The sequence below is a fragment of the Serratia sp. TSA_105.2 genome (assembly GCF_052692115.1).
The window spans coordinates 20,780-42,995 of sequence record NZ_JBQZFT010000015.1; the positions used below are offsets into that span (position 1 = coordinate 20,780).

Annotated in this window: 20 protein-coding genes; 1 reads left to right on the forward strand and 19 read right to left on the reverse strand. The window is 57.1% G+C overall.

Annotated elements, in window-relative coordinates; all coding sequences use genetic code 11:
* Position 1 precedes the first annotated feature (1 nt).
* The 10 genes from ACUTSC_RS23735 to ACUTSC_RS23780 all read right to left on the reverse strand — a co-directional run bounded on the left by ACUTSC_RS23735 (position 2) and on the right by ACUTSC_RS23780 (position 8,263).
* Complete coding sequence (locus ACUTSC_RS23735) at positions 2-550, reverse strand: LuxR C-terminal-related transcriptional regulator (protein ID WP_197767127.1); 549 nt, start codon at positions 548-550, stop codon at positions 2-4.
* Between the two features lie 159 nt (positions 551-709).
* Positions 710-1,306 (reverse strand): MrpH family fimbial adhesin, encoded by a 597-nt coding sequence (locus tag ACUTSC_RS23740; RefSeq protein ID WP_197767128.1) that lies wholly within the window; start codon positions 1,304-1,306, stop codon positions 710-712.
* Positions 1,290-1,772 (reverse strand): hypothetical protein, encoded by a 483-nt coding sequence (locus ACUTSC_RS23745; protein ID WP_197767129.1) that lies wholly within the window; start codon positions 1,770-1,772, stop codon positions 1,290-1,292. Before ACUTSC_RS23745 ends, ACUTSC_RS23740 begins: the two co-directional genes overlap by 17 nt.
* A 165-nt stretch (positions 1,773-1,937) precedes the next feature.
* The gene (locus ACUTSC_RS23750) at positions 1,938-2,465 is read right to left on the reverse strand and encodes a fimbrial protein (protein ID WP_197767130.1); all 528 of its coding nucleotides are present in this window, start codon (positions 2,463-2,465) and stop codon (positions 1,938-1,940) included.
* A gap of 10 nt (positions 2,466-2,475) precedes the next feature.
* Positions 2,476-2,970, reverse strand: a complete 495-nt coding sequence (locus tag ACUTSC_RS23755) for a fimbrial protein (protein ID WP_197767131.1) — start codon at positions 2,968-2,970, stop codon at positions 2,476-2,478.
* 85 nt (positions 2,971-3,055) lie between these two features.
* Complete coding sequence (locus tag ACUTSC_RS23760) at positions 3,056-3,670, reverse strand: fimbrial protein (protein WP_197767132.1); 615 nt, start codon at positions 3,668-3,670, stop codon at positions 3,056-3,058.
* Between the two features lie 49 nt (positions 3,671-3,719).
* Entirely contained in the window at positions 3,720-4,469 is a 750-nt protein-coding gene (locus ACUTSC_RS23765; RefSeq protein ID WP_197767133.1) for a fimbria/pilus periplasmic chaperone, read from the reverse strand.
* Positions 4,470-4,532: 63 nt separating this feature from the next.
* Complete coding sequence (locus ACUTSC_RS23770) at positions 4,533-7,064, reverse strand: outer membrane usher protein (RefSeq protein ID WP_197767134.1); 2,532 nt, start codon at positions 7,062-7,064, stop codon at positions 4,533-4,535.
* A 29-nt stretch (positions 7,065-7,093) separates the two neighbouring features.
* The gene (locus tag ACUTSC_RS23775; RefSeq protein ID WP_445653575.1) at positions 7,094-7,639 is read right to left on the reverse strand and encodes a fimbrial protein; all 546 of its coding nucleotides are present in this window, start codon (positions 7,637-7,639) and stop codon (positions 7,094-7,096) included.
* A gap of 66 nt (positions 7,640-7,705) precedes the next feature.
* Positions 7,706-8,263 (reverse strand): fimbrial protein, encoded by a 558-nt coding sequence (locus ACUTSC_RS23780; RefSeq protein ID WP_197767136.1) that lies wholly within the window; start codon positions 8,261-8,263, stop codon positions 7,706-7,708.
* 415 nt (positions 8,264-8,678) lie between these two features.
* On the opposite strand from ACUTSC_RS23780, the gene ACUTSC_RS23785 reads away from it, so the two are divergent.
* A complete protein-coding gene (locus ACUTSC_RS23785) occupies positions 8,679-9,431 on the forward strand; it encodes a winged helix-turn-helix domain-containing protein (RefSeq protein ID WP_197767137.1) in 753 nt (250 codons plus the stop codon).
* Between the two features lie 58 nt (positions 9,432-9,489).
* Here ACUTSC_RS23785 and ACUTSC_RS23790 read toward each other — a convergent pair whose 3' ends face one another.
* The 9 genes from ACUTSC_RS23790 to ACUTSC_RS23830 form a co-directional block, all read right to left on the reverse strand.
* On the reverse strand, positions 9,490-9,849 hold the full coding sequence (locus ACUTSC_RS23790; RefSeq protein ID WP_197757325.1) for a hypothetical protein: 360 nt from the start codon (positions 9,847-9,849) through the stop codon (positions 9,490-9,492).
* 118 nt (positions 9,850-9,967) lie between these two features.
* Entirely contained in the window at positions 9,968-10,762 is a 795-nt protein-coding gene (locus ACUTSC_RS23795) for a winged helix-turn-helix domain-containing protein (protein WP_197767138.1), read from the reverse strand.
* A 262-nt stretch (positions 10,763-11,024) separates the two neighbouring features.
* Positions 11,025-11,642: a DUF2238 domain-containing protein gene (locus tag ACUTSC_RS23800; protein ID WP_197767139.1), complete on the reverse strand. Its 618-nt coding sequence runs from the start codon at positions 11,640-11,642 to the stop codon at positions 11,025-11,027.
* A gap of 121 nt (positions 11,643-11,763) precedes the next feature.
* Positions 11,764-12,783, reverse strand: a complete 1,020-nt coding sequence (yncE, locus tag ACUTSC_RS23805; protein ID WP_443003615.1) for a 7-bladed beta-propeller protein YncE — start codon at positions 12,781-12,783, stop codon at positions 11,764-11,766.
* Positions 12,784-12,888: 105 nt separating this feature from the next.
* On the reverse strand, positions 12,889-13,749 hold the full coding sequence (locus ACUTSC_RS23810) for an isochorismatase (protein ID WP_047569701.1): 861 nt from the start codon (positions 13,747-13,749) through the stop codon (positions 12,889-12,891).
* 3 nt (positions 13,750-13,752) lie between these two features.
* A complete protein-coding gene (locus ACUTSC_RS23815; RefSeq protein WP_197767141.1) occupies positions 13,753-15,381 on the reverse strand; it encodes a (2,3-dihydroxybenzoyl)adenylate synthase in 1,629 nt (542 codons plus the stop codon).
* 7 nt (positions 15,382-15,388) lie between these two features.
* The gene (locus ACUTSC_RS23820; protein ID WP_197767142.1) at positions 15,389-16,594 is read right to left on the reverse strand and encodes an isochorismate synthase; all 1,206 of its coding nucleotides are present in this window, start codon (positions 16,592-16,594) and stop codon (positions 15,389-15,391) included.
* A 212-nt stretch (positions 16,595-16,806) separates the two neighbouring features.
* Positions 16,807-18,075, reverse strand: coding sequence for an enterobactin transporter EntS (gene entS / locus ACUTSC_RS23825; protein WP_103774166.1), 1,269 nt, complete (start codon positions 18,073-18,075; stop codon positions 16,807-16,809).
* Positions 18,076-18,251: 176 nt separating this feature from the next.
* The gene (locus ACUTSC_RS23830; RefSeq protein ID WP_197767143.1) at positions 18,252-22,196 is read right to left on the reverse strand and encodes a non-ribosomal peptide synthetase; all 3,945 of its coding nucleotides are present in this window, start codon (positions 22,194-22,196) and stop codon (positions 18,252-18,254) included.
* Positions 22,197-22,216: the final 20 nt, after the last annotated feature.

A 22,216-nucleotide genomic window follows, 5' to 3' on the forward strand; every position in this document is an offset into this window, starting at 1 on the left:
ATTAGGAATATTCTTCCTCATGCGAGAGTAACCAATAAATAAAGTCATGAGATCGGCTCAGCATCATTTTGCTCATTACCGACCGTTTATGGCTGTGAATCGTTTTGACGCTAACGCCCAATACTCTGGCGGTTTGCGACTGATCGAGCCCTCTTCTGAGATAGCCCATGACCTGCCGCTCGCGCAGGGTCAAAGGTGAGTGATCGAACAATCTTTCCGACCGCGTGTTGGCTAAGACCTCGGCCAGCAATTCAAACAACTTAGCCGGCCGGTCCGTTCGGTACAGCACGCGAGGGGGCGGATTAGTGGCAACCACGGGCCTTTCCGTGATCGTGACTACGGGCGAGCGACCATTATCATAAGCCGTTCTGCGCCAGCTCTGGGACCCCCGCCGTGTAGAAACGAATACTACATCAGGCCGAATCACCGCATTCCGCTTTAGAAAAAAAACCGACTTATTATTGAGCCGAGCATATTCGTTAATACTGCTCTGCAGGCCAGCAGAAAAATAGCTATTGTCATCATCAATGATAATGTTAATCATCTTCATCTATAACCTCTTAATAATAGCATGCGAGCGTAGCCAGCAGAAAATATGAACACGTTCGGATTAGAACATCACAAAATTAATTTATTTTCTCATCGAACACTCAATATCTAAGCGGTGAATTTGTATCGCATCGATTTTATATCTTTGCTGTAAACATACTCAATAAGCATTTATGATAAGAATACCATTGCCACTAAATGGCCCTTCTTCAACATTGCCGACAGTATGTAAGGTGGATTCCAGGTCAATAGATACCCCACCAGTAGGAATGTTAATTTTCTTACCCGTCATGCCGGGAACGCCATCGATAGTCACGGTGGAATAGAGACTATTATCGCCTTTTAACATAATTTTTTCATTGCCATTATTACTCAACAAAGCGATATTCGCGTTTGCCGGGTAGGTACAGGAAATTCTAAAACTCTCCTTTCTCTTATTTCCATTAACCTCATCAGTTCCTAACTGCCCGTGATCCAGCGTCACCGAACCGGCATCAATATTGCATTGATTATTGGGCGGTGTTGGGCCAATACAACTTTGCCCAGGAAAGGGATACTTGTACGTACTACTACCAGTTTGATCATAACCAAGTATGAAGCACACTTTTGAATACGCCTCCCATTTGTTTGTGATAATACATCCTGTAGAATATAATTCAGGGTCACAAAAATATCTAGGAGAAGTATACCCAATAACAGTTTTTCCAACCAAAAAACTATTCGATTTCGTGTTAAGAGACTTATACAGTTCCCCCATTGTTTTTTCTTCGTTCCCCCCCCCCCCAATACGTTCCCGTTGGAGACCATGCCCCTATATATTCTCTGTATGGACCATTGCCAGTGGCAAGACCTGAAAAGTTATGAAAAACACCAAGAGATATATTACAACCATGTGTTCGATAACAAGGGTTAGGGGTTGGATCATTATAGTCAATGCTTACAATCACCCCTGTAGCCTTGTAAGAGTTTGCATCCACAATACTCCCATCTTTTTCTATGGGTGCATAAGTGGTCTCCCATACTATACTGGCCGTTGCTTTATTGAACGGGGATAAAATAATAAAAACAGGTAAAACACACTTAATTATCCATGATACCTTCAAATTAAAAAAATATGAATAACTGCCCCTCATAAATACCTCTTTAAAACCAAAAAATACATTAAAAAACAAAATCAGCAAAGATAGTAGTTGGCTAATAAAAAATTTATTTTTATCAGCCACGCATCATGAACAAACTCACTATTAATTTAGTTAGCTTGTTAATTACCAGTAACACCAAGAACTAATATTTCCAGTGCAATATTTAAATAATACTTTCAAATTTTCACGCAACTAAGTCGTGTTTCCTGCAACCAGGCATATTCCGCCCGGTTGCAGAAGCCACTATTACTCATACTCGGCGGTCAGGGTCGCAGCTCCGGTAAAGTCTGCGCCTACCAGCATACTTCCAGACCGTGCGATGGGTACCGCATAGAGCTTAGTAGGATTAGCCGCATCAATGATCAGTTTGGTGTCACTGACGTAGGTGGTGTCACCTGTACCTTGCGTAATGCGCAACCCAAGATTACCAATGCTGGACTGTAAAGGCTTGCCATCCCCCCAGGATACCGGTGTAAAACCCAGCTTCACCTTCAGATCGCCCGCATTCGCAGAGCCACCGTTACAGGAAACGCTGTAGGGGATCTCCATTTTTTTGTAGCTAACACCGTCAATTTTATTGATGACGACATTGGTAAAATCCACGCTAATGTCTTTGCCGTCATTCAGCGTACAGGTAGGTTGCTCTACCAATTTCCCCGTAAACTTTACATTTACCGCTTGCGCAGAACCGGTCGCCAGCAAGCCCATGCAAAGTATTGCAGCCATGCCTGAACAGCACTTTATCTTCATTGTGTTCATATTAACTTTTTTCATGTTCATCTCCTTATTGAACCTCTACGAGCAATGTGGCGGCACTGGAAAAGTCGCCCCCGTGCAGCGTGGCGCCGCTGCGCTTGACCGGTACAGCATATAAAGCCGGCGTATATGGGTAGGTAAAATTAAGCCAGGCATTCAACCGCAGCTGTTGACCATTCTCTTGCACCAGCTTAATTGCCAAATCGTTATTATTGGTGCGCAATAAGCCTTCGCCAAAATCCGGTGCCAACCCTTGTAAGCTAATTTTCAACAACCCGGCGCTACCTGAGGTATTGCCGCTGCAAGTCACCGAGTAAGGGATCTGCCGTTTACCGTATCTTTCGCCATCAATCTTGATCGTGGTCAGCTCACCGAAGGGTACGTTAATATCCTGTCCACCATTAATTTCACATTTTGGCTTGGCAACAATGACGCCTTTTACGGTCACCGTCACCGTAGCGGCCCATCCGGCCTGGCTAACCAGCAGCACCGCCAACAAGGTTAACGCGGAGGTCGTCGCCATGGTTGCCGCCAGGGCGCAACAGAGCCGTATGCATTCCCTCGCCTTTTGCCACGCACAGTACCCTGGGTTGCCCATTGTTTCCGCCTCAGTCATAGCTCATCCGAAAATCAATCGCTGCCTGGTAGGCGCCGGCAACCATAGGCGCGCGCGTGCGCTCCGCCATTACGTAGAAATTCAACACGTCGTTTGCACCTGCCAACAGCCGTGGCCGGCTGCGGCTGCCTAAACGCACATCCTTTTTGTCGCCATCCAGCAAGCGTAGTGCCAGCCCCCCCGCCCCACGGACTTTGACCAACTGCGCGTTATCCGCGTCGAAGGGTGCGTTAAAACTCACCGTAACGGCCGGCTGATAGGCATCCCATACCCGATTGCCCAAGCGGGCATCTTGTATTGCCCCCCCCATTCGCAGGCAGTCTCGCAAGCGAAGCTGAAAAGCGACCGGTTTAGTGCGTTCGCCCACCCTGGCCAAACTGCCCGTTGTCGTTTCCCCCAACCAGACATCTTGATATGCCGACGCCATATCCAACCGACAGGCCCCTTCGGTTAATGCGCCATGGACAAATAGAACACCGTGATTCCCTTCGTCCGCTTCGGCGAAGCTGGTTGCCAGCAAGGCCACCGCCAATAGGGTGCCTATGCCTGCTTGCCGTGTTAAAAAGCCGCCCCGCAGATCGCTGTAACCCCTGCCCATTCTTTGCATTGCTTCTTCCCCGCTCGCTTCAACCGGTAAAATAGAACACCGGCATCGGTTACCCTTTTGCGTCTGGCACAACCTGGCAATCACTGGCGCCGCACTTGAACGTCAGCTCCGGGCGCCCGCCGTAATCATTGACATAGGTCAGCACCGGCGCATCACCCAAGCCAGAAGCCCCCAGCGCAATATTCCCTTTAGGCGGTACCATCAGCGGTTCAAAGCCCTGTGCCGTTTTTCCTTTTTTGCTGCTGCTGGCATCGACCAGAGTAATGTAGTAAGGCGTAGGGTTATTCACCTGGAAGCCCGCCCCCTGGCGCGTCAGCGTTAACTTCTCCTGCCACGGCGTAAAGGCGCTACCCTTGCTGGGTGTAATCGCCGCAGGGCGATAGAACAGCTTGATGCGTGTCTGCAAAGCGATTTGCAGCGTGTTAGCTTTCTCGCTTTTCGGCGGAATTTCACGCAGGTTAAAATAAAACAGCGTTTCTCGATCCTGCGCTAACAAATTCGCCGCCGGCGTCGCCTGGACTTTTATTTGGCTTTGCACCCCAGGCTCTAACCGCTGCACTGGCGGCAATACCACCAGCGGACTGGTAATTTTCTTGCCGTCGGCATCTTCCAGCCAGCCCTGCGCCAAATACGGCAGTTGGGTATTTTTATTACTGATGTTTAGGCTTACTGATTTATCCGCACCGTTAAAAACCACTCGAGTACGATCCAGCGCGATAGCGGCCTGAGCCGGGCTGCTCAATACCGTTGCCGACAGCACACCGACAATTGAGAATACTTTTACTATGTTCTTTTTCATAAAATTGTTCCGTCTCATAAAGCTTGCACTTACTTAAATTTAAATAGTGATACGCGCAGCGGTTTATTCCGCCTGTACCCCGGTGTTCGCCCGGCATGGCAACAGCAGGTTGCTCAGCGCTATATCCGTGCGAATTTCCGGCAATGCGATCCGACATTGCGCTTTACCATCCCAATTCACCGTCATCTCCGCATTGGGCTGAATACCACTCAGGTACACGCTACCCTCATCATTCACCAGACCGGTCTGCTGCTGCCGGCTGTTGTAGACCACTGCGCCAAACGGCGGAGCGCTGCCGTCAGTCAGGCGGATCACCGCCATCGCCTTTTGCCCGGAAATCACGTTGAAACGCCGGTAGCCAATCGCGCCCTCGGTCAATGTCGCCTGCACCACCGATTGCGTTGCGTCAACGTCATCCGGCAAAGTGTTGAGATCGATACTCGCCCTACTGCGGTAATAACTGCTGATGTCCGCAACCACCGCTTTGCCAAACCCATTAGTGCGCGTCGTCGCGCCAAATCCGCGTACTGGAACCCCAGCCACGCCTTCGGTATCCAGCAACAAACGCGTACCGCCAAACGTGCCGTTTCGATGCAGCGCCGCCCCTTTGGCGGTGGCTGTCATTCCGCCTTGTAAAGAGAGCCCCATAGATGAGTAGCCGCCCCCCTGGTAACTGGCGTTGGCACTGATGCGCGCGTTATCCCCTTCGTGGGTATAGAAAGCGCTGGCCGAGCCCCCCTGGCGTGAGAGGCCACTGCTCAACTGATAGTTATTGTGCTCATCCAGCCTCTGGTAATATCCCACCCGCTGTGTGTTTTCGTTACGGTTCCACGAACTGCTGTAACTAACGTTGGAATTTACCCCCCACGGCAAGGTGAAGGACAAATACATGCCGTCGTCATTGGTCCTTTGATATTTATTTCGATACGCAGTGAGCGACGCACTCATATTCCTCAGCGCCCCCAAATCGAAATAACGAGAAAGCGCTAAGCTGTAACGCTCGGTCACGGGCTGATCCCAATACGTCTGGTGGCTATAATTGAGATAGGTGCTTATGCCCAAATCCCGAAACTGTTTATTGAGTGTGATGGTGTACATCTCACGACTTTTCCCAAGGCGACTGTCACCATAACGGGCATCGAGATATTCACTCATGGTCATAAAGTTCTGCTCAGAAAAACGATAGCCGGCAAAGGTGATCTGGCTGTCGTATTCATCAAAACTTTTTGAATAACTGACCCGGTATGACCCACCGCTTTTAGTGCCCCCCTGCTGCGACAATTCCGCTCGTGATTGCGTGGTGTCAAATGACACCGCTCCAAAGGCCAGCAGATCGCGCCCCAGCCCCATGGACAACGCTTTATAGTCCCCGCCCCCCAAGGCACCGCCGTACAACGACCAACCGTTGCTCACCCCCCAGGAGAATTCGCCGGTGGCGAACAGAGGCCCTTGAACGCGATGGTTCCAGTCTGAAGGCTTACCGCCGGCAAATTTGTAACGCACCGTTCCTGGCCGAGTCAGATAAGGAATATTGGCGGTGTCGACCTTAAACTCCTGTATGCTGCCGTCTTGCTCTTCCACCCGCACATCCAACTGCCCATTGATCGAGTCATTAATGTCCTGGATGCGGAATGGTCCCGCCGCAACCCGGGTTTCATACAACACCCGGCCCAGCTGACTAATGACGACTTTAGCGTTGCTTTTGGCTATCCCCGTCACTTCCGGCGCATAGCCCCGGAGGTTAGGCGGCAACATATTGTCATCCGAACTTACGCTGAAGCCGGTGTAACGAAAGCTGTCGAAGATATCCGTCGCCAGATAATCCTCTCCCAAGGTCAGCCGAGCCCCCCAGTCAGGCAACGCGCGGAACGCGTAATACCGGCTCCAGTCGAAATCTTGCTGCGTCGATAAACCGGAACCGGTTTGATGATTGATATTCATCTGCCAGTCAGCACGCAGGCGCCAGGCCCCCAAATTGGCCCCTGTCGTGCCGTTCCCACTCAGGCTGTAGGACTGCAGCCCGGTTTGCTGAGTGCGTTGTACCTGTGAATTCAGGTTATAATCCAGCAACAAGCCTGGAATACCTTCATCCCAACGCGACGGCGGATCCCAATCCGGGGACGAATACACCAGATAAGCCTGTGGCACATTTAAATACAGGGCGGATGTTGCCAAATCCCCTTTGGCCTCCAAACCGTTAAGGCTGGCGAGGTCCAGACACTGTTCGCCATGCCACCACCGCAACTTGGCCAAGATCTCTGTTTTAAACCCGAGCTTTTCAACCAACGCAGGCGATATGCACGCTGCACTTCCCTTGGCATCATTTTCCGGCGCATAGAAGGCGATAGACTCTTCGGGCAAAACCTGTGTGTTCAGATGAATCGACATGGTATATTTCCCCGGCATAATAAAGCCGCCACGGGAAAACTGACTCAGGTCAATATTTTTCCTGTCGTTTAGATCCAACACATCAATGTTGAACTGCACTTCACCGCTCGCCTGCAATTGAAAAGGCACACTGCATATCGCTAAAGCAACACACACGCCCAGTAGGCTCAATAAAGGTGCTTTCGAGTTATTTGCGTTCGATTTCATGCTGCCGCCAACCTTTAACTTATTTATAATCAGTAGTAATTCAATTTAAAACGGATAGCGGTTCTATAATCCCCGGCATGCAATACCTGGCGATTAGCTACCAGCTGCATGGAATATTTTAAATAACTTTCTTTTATTATTGACCCATTTATTGGCATGGCTAAGCCTGGGTAAATCACATTGCCTACACCGTCTGAAAGGCGTAATGCAATTCCCTTTGCTTCTCCCGTCACGCCGAATAATCCATTATCGGCCCGGCCATCAAACGTCATTTGAAAATGCTGGCGACCAGGTTGCATTTGCCCCACGTCTGCCAAGCTACAATTCAATAACCGCAAACTGAATGTTTTGGTCAGCCCGTGACCGTCGCGGGCAATTTGTGCTACCGGCAATGTTTGCATATCAATGGTTTGATCGCGGCTCGCTGCCTCAATAGCACAAGCGGCATTGACAATGGCACCTTCCATATTGACTCTTCCCCACCCAATCACAGAGCTTTGTGCCATTAATGGCTGGGTAATAAAAATCAGGATCAACAGGGAGGGGGCCACTAAGACCTGGGTTTTCTGAAACATATGCGTGTTCCTGGCAATAAGATTCCATTTTAAAAAGCATGCGGTTACCCGCATGCTGAATATGACTTATTGATAGTTCAGTGCAAAGTTAACAACGCTGGTGAACGCACCGGGAACGATGGTGTCCAGAGCACCGCCATTGCCTTTCAGGAAGGCCTGGAATTTCAGTTCAGCGTCAGTATCGCCTTTAGCAATAACTTGGCCGGCAGTTGCCGTGCCCAACTCAACCACGGCGTTACTGTTGTTAGAATCGGTAATGACAATGCTGGCACCTTTAGCGGTACTGCCGCTGCCAAAAGCAACCATTTTCTTGTCGGTGCCAGCAGAGCCGCCCGGCTCACCGGTAAAGGTGGTTTTCACGGTTTGCGCCGTTGCCGCAGTACAGTCTTCCAATTTGATCGAGAAGCTTTCTTTAACGAGCGACTCACGGCCGTCTTTCAGGCCCAGGTTTGAGATCTGGCCCAGAGGAACGGTTTGATCGATATTGCCCGGTGCAATTGAGCATGGCGCATCGATAATTTCACCGGTAAAGGTGACTGAACCGCTGCCCTGATTTGCTGCGTTAGCGAAAGAGGAAACACCCAGAGCCATCACTGCGGCCAGCATAATTTTATTCAGTTTCATAGAAATCCCTTACATTCCTTAGTAAGCAGTGGAGTCAATTAAATCCATAAGAGTCACGCTATCAATGCTCCAGATATATTCACGAACATGATTTACGTGGCTAATACGCTGCGTTTTTGCGCTCCGTATCAGTGAGTACAAAGTTACACCCCAAAACCAAAAAATAAAATGTTATGTCGCAGAAATACAAAAACACAGGATTTTTATAAAAAAATAGGATAAAAATAGGTTTTAACTCCAACAAATACCCTTTAATTACCGATATTTATTTTTAAAAACCTGGCAAGTAACAGGCGGGATATATTATTTATAGCGATATAGAGAAAAATCCGACTTACAAGCATTTCGAAGGATTGAAAAAAGCCCTTTCAAGTCTCAGAATAATCTCTCGACAGGAAAGTTGCAGGTTATAAAAATGATTTTTATCATCAACAACAGTATCCTCTATAATGAGGAAGAAGGTACGCTGGCGCATATTGATAATGCCAACAATAAAGTAGCTTTACTTAAACCGACCAGCCGACTGCTATCGTTATTCATCAGAAACAATCATCAACTTATGCTACGTGAGCGGCTGATTAATGATGTTTGGGTCGAACATGGGCTAAAAGCTTCAAGTAATAACCTGAATAATTATGTGTCCGGCTTACGTAAATCGTTGGCACAGTTCGGTATAGAAGAAATTATCGTTACCTATCCTCGGCAGGGGTTTAAATTTAGCGCTTTGAGTATTCATAGAACTGATGGAGAGAAAGAGACTGATAATAAAGAGAGTAATATTGCAGAATCAGCGACGGTTGCATCGTCAAATAATACGGCCGTCAATCTTCGCCGCTTATTACAACGTTTGCTGATGATCGCCGCCGCCTGCCTGGTACCATTTGCGATCGTGATCCTGTACCAAAACAGCACGCGCATCAGCGTCTACCCATTAGGCAGCTATGAGAATTGCCAGATATACAGTATGAGGCTGGGCAGCGGCAATGTGGATTACATCAAGCAGGTAATACGGCGCGTCGGGTTCAGCTGCCAAAAACGAGCGGATGTCTATTACTACGACAACATTCGCAATGAAGGTACCGAGAACACTGAACAGTGGCTCACGTTTTGCCCGCGTTCGGGTAACAGCCCGTGCATCAACAATTATATCGACAATAAACAGCCTTAATACTTTTGCCATTTATCCCCAGGGTCCGCAGATAAACGGCCCCCGGTGTCACCGGGGGCTATCCGCCAGATGCCGTGGCGCAGACGAACATCGGCCCGTAGTTGTTCACGAAAAGAAAGTGGTGCTTATCCACCTGTTCAATGTGCAGATGATATCGCCGCCCTTCCAGCGGCAGGCGCAGATTTAACTCAGGGGATTTCAGCGTGTCTTGCGGCATCCGGGTATTACTGACCACATTGAATATATAGTTGCCCCCCTGCCGGCGATAATCCAGCTCAAGCGCCCGATCGATGTTGTATCTCACCTCGTTATCAAACAAACTGCCGTTGATCCGCACCACCGCGCGCCGCGCGCCGTCGGGCAGCACGCTGATCAGCAGAGCGCGCCGCAGCGTCTTGTCGCCCTGCTGGTTGCTCATCCACAACACCGCCCGGCATTCCGGCACCTGAGGCTTTAAAAACAGCAGGTAGACGGAGACACCGCAGCAAATCAACGCCAGAGCGGCCAACAGGCCGTAGCAATAGGTGCGGAAAAAACTACAGCCCCGTGCTTTCATAGAAGTTCTCGCATTGCACTTCGCCCGTCGCCATTTTTCCCGACGGACAATAATAGAAATAAGACGCTCTGACCTGCCCCGTGGTATTTGGCGTTATTGACAGGGTGTCGTAGTAGAAGATGGTCGCCGGCTCATTACATTTGATATGGTTTTTTTGATCCAGCATCTGTTGCAGATGTGCTAAATCCACCTGATTAGGGCCGACCTTGTGGTAGGAGGTGATAAATTTAACCTCACACTGACCAATTTTCCCCACCGTGGTGGTGCTAATTGCCGGATAGCCGGAATCTTGCCAGGCCCAAATGCCCCCTAGCATCGCCACGATCAACAGCACACTCAATGCGAGGACATTCAAGCGGTTCCACCGCCCCGACACAGCGGAAGATGATGCCACTGGGGCCGGGGCAGGCTGTTCTTCGCTTGTCGGCAACGCTGTTGCCAAACTGTCCGCCGTCTTCAGCTCGCGGGCGGTAAACATGAACCCCTGCCGCGGAAGGGTGACGATGATCTCTTCCTCACCGAGCGAAGAGAATGCTTTGCGCAGAATCGAGATGGTGTTGTTGAGGTTGTTGCCGGAGGCGACCTGTCCGTGCGCTTCCCACACCTGTGTTAGCAGCGTATCGCGGGAAAGCACCAGGTTATTGTTGCGTACCAGGGCGGAAAGCAGGCGGTTCAGCGTGGCCGTCAACACAATCGGCGGGATGTCATCATGCAGCGAGATCAGCTCCGATCTATCCTCATGATATTTAATATTATTATTAATTATATATCTCATAATTCCCTGCGCGATAAACTAATTAACGCCAATTATCCCCTACCAAACATGGCAATATTAGCATAGCGCAACCAATAAGAAAATTCTTAACAATAATATCAAAATACAATAAAAACAAAAAGATATGAAATAAACCTACACAATTCACAGAGTGCGTTTTGCCGCCTCTTGCTGATTCCACGCGCGTGCAGAGTGGATTAACAAGCTGAGTATAAATAAAAAAACCCGCCACTGGGCGGGTCTGAGCAATGTCGGAAAATACTCAGCGCAGGCGGCGAATTTGCCGGTCTTGCCAACCGGCGAACAGCAGCAAACCGCATAGCGCGCCGAGCAACGCGCAGAACATGTCGGACTGGGTATCCCACGGGTCGCCCTGGGTGCCGAGAAACTCGTCGGCGCCCTGGCCCAGCGCCAGCGCCGCCCACCACTCGATCAGCTCGTAAACGGCGCTGATGGCCAGCGCGATGCAGCACACCACGAAACCCAGCATCTTGCGGCCCTGCACATAGCCGCCGCGCAGCAGGATCTCGCGCGCCACCAGCGCCGGCACCAGCCCCTGGAAGAAATGCCCCAGTTTGTCGTATGGGTTACGGCCAAGATCCAGCCACTGCTGCACCTCAAACCCCAGCGGCACGCGGGCGTAGCTGTACATACCGCCGAAAATCAGGATCAGCGCATGGAAGAAAATCAGCGTGTAGAGCAGCGGCGTCAGCGAATAACGGCGATGGGTCAGCCACAGCAGCGGCAAGGCGATCAATACCGGCGCCACCTCCATCAGCCAGGTGGTGCGATCGTAGGGGCGGATGCCGCTGTGGATCAGCGCGGCCAGCAGCAGCAGGGTGATAACGGACAACAACAGCGGGGTGCGCGAGGCGGGCATAACCAACGTTCCTTCGGGTTAACGGATCAATGCACTCTTTATACCGCAGATCCTTGGGCGAAAAAAAACAGACGGAGCGTCGCCGCTTCGCCTGTTCGGTGTGTGCTTACCCTAAGCGGGATTATTTCAGCGCTACGCGGATCACGTCGTCCGGCGCGGTGGCTTCTTTCTCGCGGCTGGAAGCCTGCTTGACGCTAACGTACAGCGTCTGGCCGTCCGGCGACAGCGCCAGGCTGTTCGGATGGGTCGGCGTTTTAATGGTGTTCAGCACCTTGTAGCTTTTGGCGTCGATTACGCTCACTTCACCCGCCTGGCGATGGGTGACGTAAACTTCATTGCGCGCCGGGTTGAACAGCACCGCCAGCGATTCCGGCACGTCGATCTTGCTCAGAACGTTGCCGTTGCGGGTATCCACCACCAGCACCTGCGGCTGCTTGGAATCGGTGATGAACGCGCGATGGGTAGCGGTATCCAGGCTGATGTTCAGGAAGAAGTGCTCTTTGGACTCATCCAGCTTCTTGCGCGACAGCACCTTGTTGGATTGGGTGTCGATGGTCACCAGCTCGCCGTCGGCGTTGGTGACGTACAGACGCTTGGCGGCGGTGTCCAGCGCCAGGCCGGTGCCGTATTTGCCGGTGTCGGTCACGGTGGCGCGCAGGGTCAAATCCTTGCCGTCCACCACCCACACCACGCTGGATTCACCCAGCCCGGTGATGTACAGGGTATCGCTGTCGGCATCCGCCACCAGCTCGCGCGGCGCCAGCGGCTTGACGGTCTCGGAACGCTGGCGCGCGTCCAGCACCAGGCGGCCTTTCACGTCGCCGGTCTTGGCGTCGATGGCGGTCACCGAGTTATTGACGGTGTTGCCGAAGAACAGCGTGCCGGTCTTGGCGTTGACGGCGGCGCCGAACGGCTTGATGTCGTTATGGATAATTTGGGTCACGTCCAGCGTGGTCGGATCCAGACGGTAAACGATGCCGCCCTTGTCCAGCTTGCGGCTCTGCGACGTCGCCAGGTACAGCGCGTTCTCGCTCGGGCTGTAGGCCATTTCATAGGCGCCCTTGCCAACCGGCTTGCGCAGCACTTCCGGCGCGGTCTGCGCCAGCAACGAGTTGGAGAACAGCAGCGTGGACAGCAGCATCAGCGGAAATGCCGCAAGTTTTCCCTTGGTGATCAAAGTCTTCATCGAAATCTCCTTATAGAGCCAACGGGGCGGCCGCTCGGCCGCCCTCTCTCGTTATTAAAATCAGGCTTTCTCTTCGGAAAGCAGCGCCCACCAGCTGTCGATGGTCGGGTTGCGCGCCAGCGCGATAAAGTCGATGTCGCCGCGGATCTTGCGCCAGCGGGTCGCCAGCTCCATGATGCGCACCGAATCCAGGCCGTAATCGATCAGGTTCTCATCGTTGCCCATGTCTTCGCTGTCTTCGTCAAGCAGCGGCAGGATCTGCTGACGCAGCGCATCGATGCTGGCGATACCGGCAGCCGGCAACAGAGACGCGGTGGTCACTACCCGGCCGCAGCGGCCGGCGGTGTAACGCAGTGCCATCAGGTGTTCATCGCGCGAGAAATCCGCCAGGCCGTCGGCCACCATGAACGGCTGGATGTTGCGCATGAAGGCGTCGATGGCGGTGGTCAGGCAGCCGATGTGCGCATACACGCCGCAGATGATCAGCTGATCGCGGCCGGACTCCTGCAGGATCTCCTGCAGCGGCGAGCGGTGGAAGGCGCTGTAGCGCCATTTCACCAGCACCGTGTCGTCTTCGTCCGGCGCCAGCGCGGCGGTCACCGCCTGCTGCTCAGGGTGTTTGTTCAGGCCCGGCCCCCACATGTCGTTCAACAGCGCGCGATCTTCATCGCTCTGCTGGTTCGGCTGCGCGGTATAGAACACCGGAATGCCCTGCTGTTTGCAGTAGCGGCGCAGGCTGGCGATGTTCTCCACCACCTGTTTAATCAGCGCGCTGTCTTCGCCCCAGAAATTGAGGAAATACTGCTGCATATCGTGGATCAGCAGCGCGGCGCGCTGCGGTTCTACCTGCCAGGTGACTTTATTTTGCGGCAGTTCGTCCGCCGTCGGCAGCGCGTAATCATTAAGTTTTGGAATGGCCATCGATTAATCTCCCTGAGCCTGAGTCTGTAGTTGCGCGTCGAGCTGCTGGCGCAGCCGTTTTTTGTCCACTTTGCCGACCGGGGTCAGCGGCAGGCTGTCCACCTGAATAAAGCGATCCGGCAGTTTGAAGTCCGCCACGCCCTGCTCGCGCAGGTGGCGACGCAGCACCACCGGCTTCAGCGGCGCGTTGGCGATGATATAGGCGCAGCTCTTCTCCCCCATCAGCGCGTCCGGCATCGACACCAGCGCGGCGTTGATCACGTCCGGATGACGCAGCAGCAGGTTCTCGATCTCCTCGGCGGCGATCTTCTCTCCGCCGCGGTTGATCTGATCTTTCTGCCGCCCCTGCACGGTGATGTAGCCGTCTTCGCTGATGCTGATCAGATCGCCGGAGCAGTAGAAACCGTCGGCATCGAAGGCGTCGGCGTTGTGCGCCGGGCTCTGGTAGTAACCGCGGAAGGTATAAGGCCCGCGCGTCATCAACCGCCCGACCTCGCCCGCCGGCAACGGATTGCCGTCGTCATCCGCCACCCACACTTCGTCGTCCGGCGACATCGGCCGCCCTTGCGTCGTCAGGATGTGGCGTTCGTCGTCGTCCAGCCGGGTGTAGTTCACCAGCCCTTCCGCCATGCCGAACACCTGCTGCAGTTGGCAGCCGATTTCGTTCTGAATGCGCGCCGCCAGCGTTTCGCCCAGCTTGGCGCCGCCCACCTGCAGCAGTTTCAGGCTGGCGAGCTGGGCATTGCCGCCCCACTCTTCGATCGCCTGCAGCCACAGCGTGACCGCCGGCGGCACCAGCGCCGTCACGTTGATTTGGTGCTGTTCGATCAGGCGGAAGCACTGCCCGGCGTCCGGATCGGCGGCGAACACCACCAGTCCGGCGCCATAAAACACGCCCAGCACGCCCGGCGAACTCATCGGGTAGTTGTGCGCCACCGGCAGCGCGCACAGATAGCGGGTCTGCGCGTCGAAACGGCAGATCTCCACGCTGCGGCGAATGCTGTAGTAGTAATCATTGTGGGTACGCGGGATCAGCTTCGGCGTACCGGTGCTGCCGCCGGAAAGCTGGAAGAACGCCACCTGATCGGCCGCGGAAGGCTGCGCGACAAAACCGTCGCTCGCCTCGTCCAGCCAGGCGGCCAGCGCCAGCTCGCCCTCGGGCTGGCTGCGCAGCGCCACAACCCGCAGCGAAGGATGCGCATCGCGGAAGGCGTTCAGGAATTGATCGTCGGCAAACAGCCCGTGCTGGCGATCGGCGATCAGCAGCGCCGGTTTGATCTGCTCGGCATAGGCATTCAGCTCGCTGCGCTGATGGCTGAACAGCGCGTTGACCGGCGCCACGCCAATTTTCAGCAGCGCGAAGAACACGATATAGAACTCCGCCACGTTGCCCAGTTGGACCAACGCGGTGTCGCCGGGTTTCACGCCGCGGCGCAGCAGAGCGGCCGCCAGACGATCGGAACGCTGCTGCAGCTCGCGGTAGGTCAGGCTGCCCTGGGCGTCGATAATCGCCGGGGCGTCGTTGTTGGCCTGGCGGTCGAGGATCTCGGTCAGCGGCTTGTCAGTCCAGTAGCCGCGTTCGCGATAGCGGCTGGCGAACTCCGCCGGCCAGGGGGTAAAGGCAATGCTCATCTTGTCGTTATCCTTGATTCATACCAAAGGCACGCAGAATGGTGCTGAGTTTGGTGCCTGTTTCATGCCATTCAGATTCGGGTGAAGAGTCTTCCACGATGCCGGCGCCGGCAAACAGCCGCACCCGGTTGCCGTCAACGGTGCCGCAGCGGATAGTCACTACCCACTCGCCGTTGCCTTCGTCGTCGCACCAGCCGACGATGCCGCCGAACAGGCCGCGATCGAACGGCTCCAGCTTGCCGATCAGGGCATGCGCCTCGGCCGTCGGCATGCCGCACAGCGCCGGCGTTGGGTGCAGCAGGCAGGCCAGCGACAGGGCATTTTCATCTGGAGACGCTGCCTCGCCGTCGATCGGCGTGGAGAGATGCCACAGCGTCGTGGTAGTCAACAATTCAGGGGTGTGCGGCACGTTCAGGTAGCGGCAGCGGCCGGCCAGCACGTCACGCATGCTTTCGGTGACGATGCGATGCTCGTGGCGATCTTTCGCCGAGGCCATCAGCCGCTCCCCCACTTCGCGATCGCGCAGCGGGTCGGCCTCGCGCCGGGCGGAACCGGCCAGCGGGTTGGAATAGAAACGGCCGCCGTCCTGGCGCAGCAGCAGCTCCGGGCTGGCGCCCAACAGCGCGCCCTGCTCCAGCGGCACATGGAAATGGAAACCGTGCGGGTTCTGAGCAATCACGCGCGCCATCAGCGCATGGCGATCCACCGGCTGGCGCGTTTCGATCTCCAGCAGGCGCGACAGCACCACTTTATCCAGCTCACCGGCCTTCATCGCGTCGACGGCATCGCTGACCATGTTCATGAACGGCTGCTGCGGCGGCAGCTCCGTCACGCCGGCCAGTTCAGGGCCGTTCGCCGCCGGCCGAACCCCGGCCATAAAGGCGGCGCGATCGAACCAGCGGCTCTGCTGCGGAATAAACAGCGCCGAAGGCTGCCGGGTATCGAACGGAATGGCGCCGCACAGCAGCGGGTTTTTGATGCCGGCCTGACGGGCATCGGCAAACGCCTGCCGTACGCTGCGCTGGAACTCGCCGTTCAGGTCGGCGCCGTCCGCGGCCGGCAGGCGAATGCGGCTGAAACAACCGGTGGTGGTCAAGCTGCGGAAAGGGGAGGTAAAGAAGAAGCCCGACGCCGGAGAAAAATCAGCGGCGAACCGGTGTTCTTCGCGCTCCTGCATTTCCTTTCGATTGATGTCGTTCACGGCAGTATCCATCGCTTCGCCCTCAAGGATTTGAAGTGATAACCAATATAATAATGATTATCATTTGAGTTAATTCCGCGCTAAATTACTCGCCGATATTTGCTATGTCAATAAACGTAAGCACTTCTTTCATTTCGAAATCATGACATAAACGCTGTGGGTTTTACGCATGCCGATGATAAGCATTGCTATTTGATCCCACAGCGTCGCATTAGCGCATGACGTTACTTTTCGCTGGCTGGTTGCGCCTCGTTCTGCGGCTCTGGTTTGTGCAGCGTCACCTGGCGCAAACCGGTCATGGCGAACAGCAACAGGATGCCGAGCACCGCCGCGCCGAAGCCGAAACCGCTGGCGCTCATCGCCGGCAGCATGAAGGCGCCCATCGCCCCCAGCAACAGTGCGCCCAGCGCATCGCCCACCACGTTCTGCGCCGTCCACAGGCCGTTGATGCGGCCGAGGAAGTTGTCTGGCGTCAGACTCTGGATCAGGCCGTATTGCAGCAGCGAGTTCAGCGCGCTCAGGTAGCCGAACGCCACCAGGCACAGCAACGCCAGGCTGTACCACGGCATCAGGCCGAACAGGCCAATGGCGGCGAACGCCGCGATCGCCGTCAGCAGCATCACCCAGCCGGGGCGTGCCACGTGTGCCACGCGCCCGCTGGTGAACGCACCGATGGCCGCGCCGAGCGGCACGGCGGCATACATATAGCCGAGGTGGGCAGCGTCGATGTGCCAGCTCTCCGCCATCGCCGGGTACAGCACGCGCACCGCGCTGGCCATGGTCAGCAGCGCGCCGATCAGCGCCACCATGCCGATCACCTTGTTCTGGAACAGGAAGGCGAAGCCGCCCGCCAACGCGCGCAGCGGGTGTTCACGCGGCTGCGGCGGCGGCATCAGCTGCGGCAGGCTCAGCAGCGGCAGCAGCGTCAACAGGGTGCCAAACGCCGCCAGGCCGTAGTTCCAGGCAATGCCCATATGGGCAATCACCAGGCCGCCAATCGCCGGGGAAAGAATCGAGCCGAAGCGTACCGTCAGCATGCTGATGGCGCCCGCCTGCACGATGTTTTCGCGGCCCACCAGCGCCGGCGTGGCCGCCAGCAGCGCCGTCACCCCCACCGCGCCGAAGAAGCCGTCCCACACCGCCAGCAGATAAATGGCCGCCAGCGAAGGCGACGGCAACAGGGCGTTGAGGCACAGGCCGACGAAGCCGACGCCGCAGGTAGAACGCGCGAACAGGATCAGCCGGCGCCGCTCATAGCGATCGGCCAATACGCCCCCCATCAGCAGCCCGGCGAACATGCCGCCGCCGGCCAGCGTCACCGCCAGCCCGACCTGCAGGGTGGAACCGGTCAGCGCCTGGATCTGCACCGGGATGGCGATCGCCATCAGCCCCAGCGCCACAATGGAGATAAAGCGCGCGCAGAACACCGCGCGGAAAGCCCGGTTGGTTTTCAGCAGGCTAAAATCAAGCAGGATGGAGGGTTTGCTACTCATCGGTTGTTCACCACATCTTTAAACGGGGATTCTGCAGTTGCGGGGCGCTATGCTAGCACAGATGACGAAATCAATAATGATAATAAAACTCATTGATATTCAACTATGAGCAACCGCAAGAAACGCCGCCACACGCGGGGTCATCCCCGTGCCTGGCGGCGAGATGACGGGCGCGATTACAGCGTGCGCAAGATCCGGTTCAGCAGCGGCCCCAGCACTTTGAACGACGCCGGCGAAACGATATCGACATGCGCGCAGTCCAGCTCGTGCGCCTGCAGCGCATCGACGTACTGCGACCAGGTCTGCTGCACGTCCATTCCTTCCTGCAATGTGCGCTTGGCGACGAACAGCGTCGCCTGGCCGCGGAAGCGGGCGGTACGCGTGTGCGACAGCAACCGCACCGAATCGGCGTAGTTGGCTTCGATGTTGTCGAACATCACGGTGCGCGTCTCGCCCAGCGCCGGATCCAGCGTATCCTGCGACACCGCCAGGAACTGCTCGCGCTCGCGCTGCACTTCCTTCAACACGTTGTCATCCAGCATCACGTCCCAGTTTTGGGTCTCCGGCGGATAGGTATCCAGCAGGCCGAGGAACGCCACCTGCTCGCCGCGCGCCTGCAGCCGGGCGGCGATGCCCTGCGCCAGCGTGCCGCCCAGCGAGTAGCCGATGAAGTGGTACGGCCCGTGCGGCTGTACCTGCAACACCGTCTGCAGGTGGGCATCCACCACCTGATCCATATCTTCGCTCAGCGCCAACGGGCCGTCCGGCCGCGGTGACTGGATACCGACCAGCGACCAGTGCTGATCGAGATAGCGCGGCAATACGCTGAACTGCCAAGAGAAACCGGACGCCGGGTGCAGACAGAACAGCGTCGGCCCCTCGGTGACGCGCAGCGGCAATACGCTGTCGAAGCCGCTGCGATCGGCCTCTTCCTGCGTGCGATCTTCCGCCAGCAAGGCGGCCAACTGCTCAACGCGCGACGCCACCATCACCTGGCCGACGGACACCGCCTTGCCCAGATCGCGGCGCAGCTCCGCCGCCAGCCGCATCGCCAGCAGCGAATGGCCGCCGAGCGCGAAGAAATCGTCGTCGGCGAACACCTGCTCGCGCTGCAGCAAGCGGGCGAACACCGCCGCGATCTCGCTTTCCAGCCCGGCCTGCGGCGGCCGTCCTGCCTTGCGTTCACCGCCCTGCGGCTGCGGCAAGGCCTTGCGATCCAGCTTGCCGTTGGCGCTCAGCGGCAAATCGCTCATTTCCACCAGCGCCACCGGCACCATGTGCGGCGGCAGGCGGTCGGCCAGCGCCGCACGCAGGGCTTCCGCATCCCAGCTCGCGCCGGGCTGCATCACCAGATAACCCACCAGCTGGCGCGCATCGCCGCCGGCGTCCACCGGCGTGCCCTGCAGCACCAGCGCGTGCGTCACCGCCTGGCGCACGCCCGGCAGCGACAGCAAGGCGTGGTCGATTTCGCTCAGCTCGATACGCTGCCCGCGGATCTTCAGTTGATCGTCGCTGCGGCCCAAATATTCCACCGCGCCGTCCGGCAGCCAGCGCGCCACGTCGCCGGTGCGGTACATGCGCCCGCCCTCGCCGAACGGATCGGCGACAAAGCGGCTGGCGGTCAGATCCGGCCGGCCAAGATAGCCGTGCGCCAGCTGCACGCCGGTCAGATACAGATCGCCCGCCACGCCCGGCGGCACCGGCCGCAGGCGCGCGTCAAGAATGCGCAGCCCGGTGTTCCACACCGGCAGGCCGATCGGCACGTTGGCGCCGGTCACCTTCGCCAGCGCGTCGCCGTAGGCCGGATGCCAGGTCACGTCCACCGCCGCTTCGGTCGGGCCGTAGAGGTTGTGCAACGGCACCGCCGTGCGGCTTTGCCACAGGCGGCACAGCTCCGCCGGCAGCGCTTCGCCGCTGCAGAACACCTGGCGCAGCGCGGCGCAGCTCGCCACCGCCGCGTCGTCGTCCAGGGCGGCCACAAAAGCCGCCAGCATCGACGGCACGAAGTGCAGCGTGGTAATGCGGTGTTGCGCGATCAGCTGTTGCAGCTGCTGCGGATCGCGATGCGCCTCCGGCGGCGCCATCACCAGCCGGGCACCGACCATCAGCGGCCAGAAGAATTCCCACACCGAGACGTCGAAACTGCACGGCGTTTTCTGCAGCACCGCGTCGTCCGCCCCCAGCGGATACTGGTGTTGCATCCACAGCAGGCGGTTGACGATCGCCTGATGGCCGACCAGCACGCCTTTCGGACGCCCGGTGGAGCCGGAGGTAAAGATAATATAGGCCGCATGGTCCGGCTTCGGGCCCGCGATCGCCACCCCGGCGGCGTGATCGGCCGCCAGCGGCGCGTCATACAGCAAGATTTCGCCCTTGTCGGCGAAGCGCGCCTGCTGCGCCGGGTTGGTGATGACCAGCCGCGGCGCGGCGTCTTCCAGCATCATCGCCAGCCGCTCATCCGGATAACCGGTGTCCAGCGGCAGATAGGCGGCGCCCGCTTCCACGATCGCCATCAACGCCAGCGACAGGAACACCGAACGCGGCAGCGCTACCGCCACGATGTCGCCCGGCCGCACGCCCTGCGCAACCAGCTCGCGCGCCAGCGCCGTGACCTGCTCGCGCGTTTCGCGGTAGGTGAAATTGAAATGCGCATCCGTCAGCGCCGGCGCGTCCGGCGTGGTTTGCGCCTGCTGCGCCAGCAGCTGGCTCAGCGTGGTCGCCGGCACCGGGTGCGCCGTGTCGTTGACCCGCGCCAGCAGCGTGTGATCGTCGGCGGTCAGCATATCGGCTTCGCCGATCGGCAACGTTGCCTGCGCGGCGAACTGCGCCAGCAGCAGCGGCAACCGCTGCAGGTGCGCCTGCAGTTCCTGGCGGCTGTAACGCTCGGCGTTGGCCAGCAGCTCCACCTTCAGCTGATGGTGTTCGTCGATAAACAGCGCAATCTCCAGATCGCGCACCGGCCCGGAAGCCAGATCGTGGGTGATGCCTTCGATACCGGCGAAGTCCAGCTGGTAATCGAACATTTTGAAGTTGAAGACCGTGCCGTACAGCGGTTCACCGTCGCCGATGCGCCCCAGATCGCGCTGCACCTGTTCGGCATCGTAGCGCTGATGGCGGCGCACCGTTTTCAGCTCGCGACTGATGCGAGTGGCGGCCTCATACAGCGTGGCCTGCGGTTCGAGATGCATCTCCATCGGCAGCACGTTGATCACCGGGCCGGCGGCGCACAGGGCGGCCGATCCGGTGCGGCGCATGAAGATAAAACCGGCGCTGAAGCTCGGTTGGCCGCTCAGGCGCGATACCCACAGCGCCACCAGCGCCACCGCCATATCGGCGGCGTTCAGCTTCTGCTGCGCGCCGCACTGCACCAGTTCGGCGAAGGCCTGCGGATCGCAGCGCTGTTCCAGCCGGTGGATGCGCGGCGTGGGGGTTTGCCCAGCCAGCGGCTGCGGGCAAAGGGTCGCAGGCGGCGGCAGCTGCCGCGCTTTCTCGAGCCAGAAATCGGCGTCACGCTGCCAGGCCGGCGCCTCCCGGTAAGCCTGGTATTCCGCCACCACGTCGCTGAACGCCGTGAAAGGCGTCGGTTCCAGCGCGTCGCCGCGGCAAAGATGGGTGTAAATCGCCGCCACGCGGCGAGCGATGGCGGTGAAGCTGAAACCGTCCACCAGCAGATGGTGATAGCGCTGATACCAGAACCAGCGGTCATCCGCCAGACGCATCACCACATGGCGATACAGCGGCGCGCCGCTGCCGGCGCGCAGATCGCTCGCCAGATCGATATCCATCAGCGCGCGCGCGGCGGCTTCGGGGTCCGGCGACGTCGTCAGATCGACGAGTTCCGGCTCGTGCACCGCCAGCGTGTTATCCAACCATTGCACCGGCACGCCGTCACGTTCCGCAAAACGCAGGCGCAGCATATCCACCTCGCCCAGACCCTGGATGATGGCCTGCAGCAGAGGCTCTACGGCAATGGGGCCGTTGAGTTCGATGGCGTGGGCCACCGCGTAGGCATTGCGATACGGGGAAATTTGATCGGCGACCCAGATGCCGGGTTGCGCCGCGACCAGCGGCCATTCGCCCGCAAGCGCCGGGCCGCTGAGAGAGTTAGGGGTGTGTGACACTGCTTATTGCTCCCGTGATT